The 5,202-nt window shown below is 42.5% G+C and carries 7 protein-coding genes; 6 read left to right on the top strand and 1 reads right to left on the bottom strand.

What is annotated here, in order from left to right; all coding sequences use genetic code 11:
- Positions 1-551, bottom strand: a 551-nt coding sequence (locus EWV84_RS06260) for an RNA-guided endonuclease InsQ/TnpB family protein (protein WP_287077212.1), incomplete at its 3' end; no start/stop codon positions are given.
- Positions 552-652: 101 nt separating this feature from the next.
- On the opposite strand from EWV84_RS06260, the gene EWV84_RS06255 reads away from it, so the two are divergent.
- The 6 genes from EWV84_RS06255 (at position 653) to EWV84_RS06230 (ending at position 4,955) form a co-directional block, all read left to right on the top strand.
- Positions 653-1,432: an ABC transporter permease gene (locus tag EWV84_RS06255; RefSeq protein WP_287077210.1), complete on the top strand. Its 780-nt coding sequence runs from the start codon at positions 653-655 to the stop codon at positions 1,430-1,432.
- A 197-nt stretch (positions 1,433-1,629) separates the two neighbouring features.
- Positions 1,630-2,094: a hypothetical protein gene (locus EWV84_RS06250; RefSeq protein ID WP_287077208.1), complete on the top strand. Its 465-nt coding sequence runs from the start codon at positions 1,630-1,632 to the stop codon at positions 2,092-2,094.
- Positions 2,095-2,511: 417 nt separating this feature from the next.
- Positions 2,512-3,333 (top strand): phosphoadenosine phosphosulfate reductase, encoded by an 822-nt coding sequence (gene cysH, locus EWV84_RS06245; RefSeq protein ID WP_287077206.1) that lies wholly within the window; start codon positions 2,512-2,514, stop codon positions 3,331-3,333.
- A 57-nt stretch (positions 3,334-3,390) separates the two neighbouring features.
- Entirely contained in the window at positions 3,391-4,257 is an 867-nt protein-coding gene (locus tag EWV84_RS06240; RefSeq protein ID WP_287077204.1) for an alpha/beta fold hydrolase, read from the top strand.
- 235 nt (positions 4,258-4,492) lie between these two features.
- Positions 4,493-4,789 carry a BrnT family toxin gene (locus EWV84_RS06235; protein ID WP_287077201.1) on the top strand — a complete coding sequence of 99 codons (297 nt, stop codon included), beginning with the start codon at positions 4,493-4,495 and terminating at the stop codon, positions 4,787-4,789.
- Positions 4,776-4,955 (top strand): hypothetical protein, encoded by a 180-nt coding sequence (locus tag EWV84_RS06230; RefSeq protein ID WP_287077199.1) that lies wholly within the window; start codon positions 4,776-4,778, stop codon positions 4,953-4,955. Before EWV84_RS06235 ends, EWV84_RS06230 begins: the two co-directional genes overlap by 14 nt.
- Positions 4,956-5,202 lie beyond the last annotated feature (247 nt).

Genomic DNA, 5,202 nt, shown 5'->3' with positions numbered 1-5,202 from the left:
TCAATTCCGATGGCTTTATCGGTTGGGGGTAAGGGTTTAATTGTTGGGTCATCAAATCTAATTGAGATATGCCAGCGTCCAGAAGGATGTAATCTGACTGTTACTGTGCTTGGTTCACAGCTTTCTGCGATTTGTCTTGACCATCGAATTGCTAAAGGTTCTGTGCATTTAGCTAAATAGATTTGTTTGTCTTTAAATTTAAAAGCAGATTTGGTAAATTCGGCACTTCCTCCTTGATGTTTTTTCCTAAAGTTAGGATACTTAGTACGACCAGCAAAGACGTTAGTGAAAGCTGTTTGTAGGTGTCTTAACCCTTGTTGTAAAGGTACACAACTAACTTCGTTTAAAAAGTCTAATTCTTCTTGCTTTTTCCACTCGGTTAGCATTGAAGACGTTTCAGTATATCCTACTCTTTCTTGTCTTTCATACCAAGCTTGTGTTCTGAGATGGAGAGCTTTATTGTAAACTAATCTTACACAGCCCAAAGTGCGCCGCAATAGCGACTCTTGTTCGCGTGTGGGGTAAAATCGGTAAGAATAGGCTTTCTCCATATTTCACATTCTGGCATATATTTTGTAAATGTGCTAATATTTAACAGTAAAGCCGTCGTAGAACGACGGGGTTTCAGACCCAAAATTTTCGATGAAAGGCTATGGGTATCAGCATCCTGAGAATCTGGGCGATCGCAGCTAATGGTTTTCGCGAGGTTATTCGCGATCGAATTCTTTACTTTATCGGGTTTTTTGCCTTGTTGATGGCCTTCGCTTTGCGTTTATTACCGGAAATTGCGGTGGGAACCCATCAGAAAATCTTTCTTGACTTGGGATTAGCCGCTATCGGGTTATTAGGGGTAATGGTTGCGGTTTTTGTGGGTACAGGGCTAATTAATAAGGAAATTGACAAGAGAACTATTTTAGTTTTGATTCCCAAACCCCTGAGTCGGGCCGAATTTATCCTCGGTAAACACTTGGGTTTGTCCGGGGTTTTAGCGGTGATGTTGGGGGTAATGTTGGTGATTTACTTGCTGATGTTGCTGGGGATGAAAGTATCTTTTCAACCTTTACCCCTGATTGTCTCGGTTTTCTATCTCGGTTTGGAATTAATTCTCATCGCGGCCGTGGCGATCGCTTTTGGGGTATTTACCAGTTCGATTATAGCCACGTTAATGACTTTTGGGGTCTATCTAATGGGTCACATCAGCAAAGATCTGATCCAATTGGGTATAATCAGCAAAAATCCCAATATCCTCGCTATCACCAAAAATATTTATCTAATTCTCCCAGATTTAGAGAGATTGAATTTTAGAAACGAGGCCGTTTATGGTTTGCTGCCTAGTGCTGATGTCTTAATCGGTAATGCCCTCTACAGTCTCGTTTATACTGGTCTATTATTGGGCATCTCCATCCTCATCTTTTCACGACGACAATTTTAAATAGCGTTGCTGAATCAAGGGATGAATGGCAACTGTGCAGGTTCCCGTGCCAAAGTTAGTTTGGGTCTAGGTTTTAAAAATCCCAGCAAAGAGGATTCAGATCTCAAATCAGCAACGCCTAAAATTGTCCTGGCAGAAAAACCGCTCATCGCTGGTAGGAATGGTCAATATCGATTAGTTTATAGACATTATTAGCCATGAAATTAAAGGCACAACTGCATATTTTAAGTCGAGACGCGGTCAATTACGGACTGGCAACCGTAGTCATGGAAGAAGCGGTTAATCCCGTCCTCGCGGCCGTGGCCAGACAGTTAAAACATTTACAATACTATGTGGTTCAGAATAGCCAGGGTGATTGGTTACTAACCACCTTAGCCCATCGGCAGCAGCCGCAACAGGAGAAAAGGGTAATCTATGCCTTTGCTACGGAAAAAATGGCCCTATCTGCTCAAAATACCCCCAATTCACCCCTATCAACGCTCCTGATTCCCGTAACCCATCTTTTATTCCAATTATTTGCCCTAGAAAAAGTAGATAGTATTATTTTTCTGGAAAATGCACACACCGCTCAAACGGGAAAAGAAATCACCCGCACTGAATTAAGGGCCAATATTGAAAAACAACTGCAAAAACTAGCGACAATTCCTGCCAATCTTGCTTAACTTGGTTATCATTAATCGAGGTCAATTAGATGTCACCAGAGACTGTTTGGGCTGCCAACTTGAGTCTAGTGTAACCAGAGAGATTTTTGAGAAAGGAAGGTGTCGCTAGTGTGGGCCACACTTCACCCCATCAGATATAGTAGAAGTACAGTATATACATTCTCAACAATACGGTGGTCAGGATGAATACAAAAACCCCCAATTACTAGACCGCCAGTGTCAGGATGATAAAACGGCTCTCCAGTGTCAAGCTGTATCCCTAACAATGGAGCCGTAAAACTAGGAGCCGTGTGAGGTGAAAGTCTCACCTACGTTTCTCAAGGGGAGGAGATGGAGTTGACTCTATTCTCAGCCCCTAATGGATAGATTGGACTCTATCAGTATCCGCCGCTACTAATACCTTAAATCTTAGCCAGAATGCCAGATTTACACTTGCTTAATTCTCATCCACAGGCCCTAGAAACTGCCTTCATCCCCACTGCCGACCGGTCTTTTTCCTACCCTCTATCCCTCGACCTCGCTACAATTAATCAACGTTTTGACTCCGCTAACGCCGCGGAAATCGTCGCTTGGGCGGAAGCCACCTTTGGGGAAGGTTTGGTGATGAGTACCAGTTTCGGCATTCAGGCGGCGGTAATGTTGCACCTCGTCACCGCAATTATCCCCGATATTCCCGTCATTTGGATCGATACTGGCTATCTTCCCCCGGAAACCTATCAATTTGCCGAAGAATTAAGCCAACGCCTCCATTTAAACCTGAAAGTTTATCAATCTCCCCTCAGTCCCGCCCGCATGGAAGCAATCCACGGTAAATTGTGGTCAAATAACGATCTGGACTCCCTCAATCTCTACGACAAAATCCGCAAAGTGGAACCGATGCAACAGGCCCTGAAGGAATTAAAGGCCGCCGCTTGGTTAGCGGGTTTGCGTCGCGACCAAACCGACCACCGCAAAACTCTCCAATGGGTCAATCAACAGGGCGAACGTTACAAAATATTACCGATCCTTGACTGGAATGCCAAAACCATCTACGAGTATCTGACTAAATACGATCTTCCCTACCATCCCTATTTTGATCTGGGTTATGTCTCCGTCGGCGATTGGCACTCCAGTCGGCCTTTAACCGCCGATGATAGCAACGAACGAGACACCCGTTTCAAGGGTTTAAAACAAGAATGCGGTCTTCATTTGCCCTTAACCCCCGGAGAAGCACAAAGTCTCGACGCAAGCTCCCTATAACTGCCAGGGTGGGAAAATTGCCGGTGCGATCGGTTCCTAGACGTTAGACAATGGTTAATGATTATTAATCCCCCATTAACCATGGCTATTTTAGAAAATTTTCTCGAAGTCGGCTCTCTCAAGTGGTTTTATCGACAGGTTAACCCCGCTCAACAACCAGATACAACCCCCGTGATCCTACTTCATGGTTTACCCGCCCATAGCTATATTTGGCGGGAATTATTAACCAGTTTAGAAGAATATAACATTAATGCTATTGCCCCCGATTGGATCGGTTCCGGTTTATCCGCTAAACCCGATGCCAGAGAATTCGCCTACACACCTAGCGCTTTTTGTCAAGCTTTGGCCGATTTTATTCAAGCTCTCCAATTGCCGAAAATCTCCCTCATTGTCCAGGGTTTTTTAGCCTCCGTCGGCCTACAATACGCCCTAGAAAATCCCGATAAAATTGAGCGCTTGGTCGTCTTAAATACTCCCCTCTCCAGGGATGTCAAATTACCCTGGATAATGAAACAATGGGGCCTACCTTTCCTCGGAGATATGGCGACTCAAGATCCCTTATTAGTCGATCGTACTTTAGAAACTGGTAGCGGTTTTGTGATTAGTGATGCAGATCTGGCTATTTTCCGTCAACCTTATCTAAAAACTTCGGCAGTCGGTCGCGCTTTACTGGCCACGATTCGCAATTTAAACCTATCGAAAACTATGGCAGAAATTGAGACAGGTTTAGAGAACTTGGAAAAACCTATCCTTTTTGTCTGGGGAATGGGCGATCCTTGGTTATCTTCTGTCACTGTGGAAAAATTGGCCACTAAATCAGGAGTGGAATTAATCTCCCTTGCGGAAGCGAAACACTATCCCCAAGAACATTGGTCTAAAGAAATTAATCCCCGGATTATTAATTTTCTCGGACGCAAAATCTAAAGAGCTATTTAAGGTGACGCAGAAATTTTTTCAATTACCCTTCTCTGATTATAGTAGAAGCGGAGGCTTCGCTTTTTCAAAATTTCTGCGTTTAGGGCTAGTAATTTCTCGATATAACAAAAAACTATTGAAGTTTAAATAGTGATAAAAATTTTTGTTCGTTCAAAACCATAGGTAAGGAGGAGATATAGGAATGATGATCTAGGAAAAGAATTAAAAAAACGATTGTTTACTTATGAAATTTACAAAATTTGACTGGGATCAGTCTAAAAGATATTCTAATATAGAGAAGCATGGGATAGATTTTGCGGCTGTTCCTCCTATTTTCGATGGTCACTGTCTAATCAGAGAAGATAATCGCCAAGATTACCAAGAAATAAGGATGTGTTTGCTGGGACAATTAAACGGGATAATCTGTTATGTTGTCTATACTATAAGAGGGGAAACTTGCCGATTGATTAGTGCTAGGAGAGCAAACGAACGTGAGCGAAGAAAGTATCAAGAGAGTATCCACCAAGATGGGGATTGTTAACACAAAAGAGGAAAGGCAAGATTTAACCGATTGGGAGCGAGTTAAATCGATGAGCGATGCAGAAATCGAGGCTAATGCTTTGTCAGATACCGATGCGCTTCCTTTTGATGATGATTGGGAAAATGCGGCGCTCATTTCCGCTTACAATAAATTAACATCTCAATAATTAATTGCTAAAACTGATAATTGTCTCAGGGTTACTTGTTATGAAAGTTTAATAGACTGTTGTTCAAGAAAATAGTGATAAAACTTTTTGTTAGCCCAAAGTAATAAGCAGGTAATCATTTGAGAGTAATGACTCACCGTTCGCTTAAATAAAAAAGCGATCGAGGACAAAAAAGGTTAAAATCCTTGTGTAGTAAAGGGTTTGGTTGAAGGAGTTAAGAAAATTCCCACACAGATAAAGTCAGAAC

This window comes from Microcystis sp. M_QC_C_20170808_M3Col (assembly GCF_007095505.1).
Classification (GTDB): Bacteria; Cyanobacteriota; Cyanobacteriia; order Cyanobacteriales; family Microcystaceae; genus Microcystis.
This window is presented reverse-complemented; position numbering and strand designations above follow the sequence as displayed.

Excerpts from the sequence above, each read along its gene's own strand:
- EWV84_RS06255 (WP_287077210.1), top strand. The coding sequence starts at position 653 with ATGGGTATCAGCATCCTGAGAATCTGGGCGATCGCAGCTAATGGTTTT.
- EWV84_RS06250 (WP_287077208.1), top strand. The coding sequence starts at position 1,630 with ATGAAATTAAAGGCACAACTGCATATTTTAAGTCGAGACGCGGTCAAT.
- cysH (WP_287077206.1), top strand. The coding sequence starts at position 2,512 with ATGCCAGATTTACACTTGCTTAATTCTCATCCACAGGCCCTAGAAACT.
- EWV84_RS06240 (WP_287077204.1), top strand. The coding sequence starts at position 3,391 with ATGATTATTAATCCCCCATTAACCATGGCTATTTTAGAAAATTTTCTC.
- EWV84_RS06235 (WP_287077201.1), top strand. The coding sequence starts at position 4,493 with ATGAAATTTACAAAATTTGACTGGGATCAGTCTAAAAGATATTCTAAT.
- EWV84_RS06230 (WP_287077199.1), top strand. The coding sequence starts at position 4,776 with ATGGGGATTGTTAACACAAAAGAGGAAAGGCAAGATTTAACCGATTGG.